This is a genomic window from uncultured Maricaulis sp. (assembly GCF_905480005.1).
GTDB lineage: Bacteria > Pseudomonadota > Alphaproteobacteria > Caulobacterales > Maricaulaceae > Maricaulis.
Map to the genome: position 1 here is coordinate 1 of NZ_CAJQOO010000108.1, position 3,543 is coordinate 3,543.

Annotated in this window: 6 protein-coding genes; all 6 read left to right on the forward strand. The window is 61.9% G+C overall.

What is annotated here, in order from left to right:
- The coding region (locus QZ266_RS09635; protein ID WP_295694501.1) for a hypothetical protein at window positions 1-219 on the forward strand (219 nt) is incomplete at its 5' end.
- Complete coding sequence (locus QZ266_RS09640) at window positions 216-1,526, forward strand: DNA methyltransferase (RefSeq protein WP_295694503.1); 1,311 nt, start codon at window positions 216-218, stop codon at window positions 1,524-1,526. The genes QZ266_RS09635 and QZ266_RS09640, both read left to right, overlap by 4 nt.
- Window positions 1,523-2,020: a DUF5681 domain-containing protein gene (locus QZ266_RS09645; protein WP_295694505.1), complete on the forward strand. Its 498-nt coding sequence runs from the start codon at window positions 1,523-1,525 to the stop codon at window positions 2,018-2,020. Before QZ266_RS09640 ends, QZ266_RS09645 begins: the two co-directional genes overlap by 4 nt.
- A 217-nt stretch (window positions 2,021-2,237) precedes the next feature.
- Window positions 2,238-2,711 (forward strand): DUF3489 domain-containing protein, encoded by a 474-nt coding sequence (locus QZ266_RS09650; protein WP_295694508.1) that lies wholly within the window; start codon window positions 2,238-2,240, stop codon window positions 2,709-2,711.
- The gene (locus QZ266_RS09655; RefSeq protein ID WP_295694511.1) at window positions 2,711-3,148 is read left to right on the forward strand and encodes a DUF2924 domain-containing protein; all 438 of its coding nucleotides are present in this window, start codon (window positions 2,711-2,713) and stop codon (window positions 3,146-3,148) included. Before QZ266_RS09650 ends, QZ266_RS09655 begins: the two co-directional genes overlap by 1 nt.
- The coding region (locus tag QZ266_RS09660) for a recombinase family protein (protein ID WP_295694513.1) at window positions 3,148-3,543 on the forward strand (396 nt) is incomplete at its 3' end. The genes QZ266_RS09655 and QZ266_RS09660, both read left to right, overlap by 1 nt.

Consider the following 3,543-nt stretch of genomic DNA (forward strand, 5'->3'; position numbering starts at 1 on the left):
TACAATCCGCCGCCACTTCCGGCCGGCTACCATCACTTCCGCAGCGACCTTGTTTTCTTCCAGGACGAGCGAACAGGACAGCTCACCCAAGGGTGGGTCTATTCAATCGTTCACTGGGCATCCGGCGAGACGATCAGGTCATTCGGCGAAGATATCGTTGAGATGGTCAATCTCGTCGACATTCGTACCGTGCTTCCTGTCTTCGGAGGGGCATCATGACCGCTCCGATCCGAGACCTGCGCGTAGAGACGGTGTCGATTCGCGCACTCAAGCCCTACTCGAATAATCCTTGCACTCATTCGAAACGTCAGATCGAGCAGGTCGCTGCCAGCATCCAGGCATTTGGCTGGACTAACCCGATCCTGGTCAGTGACGAACTTGATATCATTGCCGGACATGGCCGTCTGGAGGCCGCAAAGTCTCTTGGCCTGACCGAGGTTCCGGTGATGCGGCTGTCCGGGATGAGCGACGCGCAGCAGCGCGCTTACGTCATTGCAGACAATCGTCTGGCGGAGACGGCCGGCTGGGACGATGAACTCCTGAAACTGGAGATCGGCGGCCTGATCGAGATGGATCTGGATTTCCAGATCGAGACGATCGGTTTCGAGACCGGCGAGATCGATGTGATCCTCGCCGGTGAAGAGACGCCGGAGGAGGCTGAGGAGGTGCCACCGCCAGACGACGGGCCGGCGGTCACCAGGCTTGGCGATGTCTGGCTTCTGGGTCGGCATCGACTGGTGTGCGGCGATGCGCTTGACGGGGCGACTTACGCCGCGTTGCTGGGCGATGAAGTCGTGGACACCTGCTTTACCGATCCGCCCTACAATGTGCCTATCGCCGGGCATGTCAGCGGGTTGGGAAAGAAGACTCACGACGAGTTCGTCATGGCATCAGGCGAGATGTCTGATGCGGAATTCTCGGGCTTTCTACAGACCATGGCCGCGCGCATCAGCGCTGCCCTGAGACCTGGCGGGATCACGTTTGCCTGTATGGACTGGCGTCATATCTGCGAGCTGGTGGCTGCTGGCGAGGGCGAGATTGGTGAGCTGAAGAACATTTGCGTCTGGAACAAGGAGGTGGGCGGCATGGGGTCGCTCTATCGGTCCAAGCATGAGCTTGTCGCGGTGTTTGCCAAGCGCGGCGGCCGGCACACGAATAATGTCCAGCTGGGCAGGTTTGGCCGCAACCGGACCAATGTCTGGGACTATCCAGGGGTAGCAGGCCGGCGAGACGAGTTGGCGATGCACCCGACCGTCAAGCCGACCGCCATGGTGGCTGATGCGATCAAGGATGTGACGCCGCTGGAAGGTCTGGTGCTTGATCCGTTCGGAGGGTCCGGCTCAACGCTTCTGGCCGCTGAGGGATGCGGCCGGCCGGCAAGATTGATCGAACTGGATCCGCGCTATTGCGACCTCATCATTCGGCGTTTTGAAGCGGCAACGGGTGAGGAAGTTCGTCTTGAGCAGACCGGCGAGCGCTTTTCGTTTGTGAGCGAGATCCGTCTTGAGTGGGAGGGTCTGGAATGAGCAAGGATTCTGCCGACTACGATATTGGATATCGCAAGCCGCCGGAGGCCACGCGCTTCAAGAAGGGACAGAGTGGAAATCCGCGAGGTCGGCCGAAAAAGCAGCCCAAGGACGTGGCCGCCCACATGGCTGACCTGCTTGATGAAAAGCGGACCGTCCAGATGAACGGGAAGTCCGTCAAGATGACAGGCAATGAATTGATGGCCCGGCGACTTATGGAAAAGGCCATGAAAGGCGATGCCAAGGCGTTCGAGAAAGTGCACCAACTGGCAGCTCAACACGCCGAGGAGGAAGCACGTCGTGACAGGAAAGCCAGAACCAGAGACGACATCAAGATTCTGCTCGTGGATCCTGGCATGGGCCGGGAGGAAGGTCTCACGACGGCAGGCGAGCGGACCCTGGTAGAGAAGGACGGAAAGGCAATCGTCACGGAGTCCTGGCCTGGCTATGAGCCGAACGAGGAAGGGGAAACTGACGACGATCTGGGCCTCTAGGCCTTACGCCCCAGGGCGGCAAACAGAATACTGATAGTTACATCGCCGCGGCCCGTCCTGTTCTCCAGGGCGGGCCGGCGTGTATCTGGAGACTGGACTTGGCCCGCGACCCGAGCATGCATGCGGATCACGCCCGGTCACACCTGCCCCGCAGATCCCGGGCTCGTCTCGGTGCAGCCCTGCACATCCCGCGCGGGGGCCACACCGGAGACCCATCATGTCCAAACTCACCAAAGCCCATATCACTATTCTCGACGCGCTCAGCGGTAAGGACGGCCCGATCCCGATTGATCAACTCTCAGGCCTTCCCGCCGCGGGGCCGGCACTCAGCTCCCATCTCGAACACCTCTCCAGCCGGGGCTTTGTCACCAGGACCGGCAAGGCGATCGCGCTCACCGAGGTCGGCAAGGCGGCCCTGACCGATGCGCCGCCCACGATAGCGGATCAGAAGACGCCCAAGCCCGCGGCGAAGGAGCCTGGTGCCCCGCCAACAAAAAAGTCCCGCCTGGTCGCGCTCCTGAAATCCGACACCGGCGCCACCGTGCCCGACCTGGCCACCGCACTCGACTGGCTCCCCCATACGACGCGGGCGGCGCTGACCGGGCTCAAGAAATCCGGCTACGAGATCGACAAACTGCCTCCGCTCGAAGGAAGCCGGTCCTCGCGCTACAAACTCGTCGAGGCGGCCTGATGGCCCGGCGCAATCGCAAGATCGAGATCGACCTGGAAGGTCTCTTGGACAAGTCACGCGACGAGCTGGTGGCGATCTGGATGGCGAGCTTTGCGACCAAGCCCCCGCGCGGTCTCAGCCAGGCCTTCCTCGCCCGCCTTGTGGCCTATGACCTTCAGGTCGGCGCCAGGGGCGGGATCAGCCCGCGCCTCGAAAAGCGCCTGCTTTCCATGGCCGCTGGCGAAACACCCAAGCCCTGCGCCCCCAAGCTCAAACCCGGCGCGCAGCTCATGCGAACATGGAATGGCGTCACCCACCGGGTTGATGTTGTTGAAGAGGGCTATCGGTACAAGGAGGAGACATACGCCTCCCTTTCCGCCATCGCCCGGATGATAACCGGCACCCATTGGTCCGGGCCGCGCTTCTTCGGCCTCATCACCCGCAAGAAGGCCGCGTGATGGAAACGCCCTCAAGCCGCGAGCGCCGCACGATCCGCTGCGCGATCTACACCCGCAAATCATCCGAGGAAGGCCTGGATCAGGAATTCAACTCGCTCGATGCCCAGTTTGAAGCCTGCGCCGCCTATATCGCCAGCCAGAAGGCGGAAGGCTGGAAGGTTGTGCCCGAGCGCTATGATGATGGCGGCATCTCCGGCGGCACGCTAGAACGCCCAGGCATCCAGCGGCTCATGGCGGACGTGGATGCCGGCCGTGTCGACATGATCGTGGTCTACAAGATCGACCGGCTGACCCGATCCCTCGCGGACTTCTCCCGCCTGATCGATCGGCTCGATGCCGCCAACTGCTCCTTCGTCTCGGTCACCCAGGCCTTCAACACCTCGACCTCGATGGGC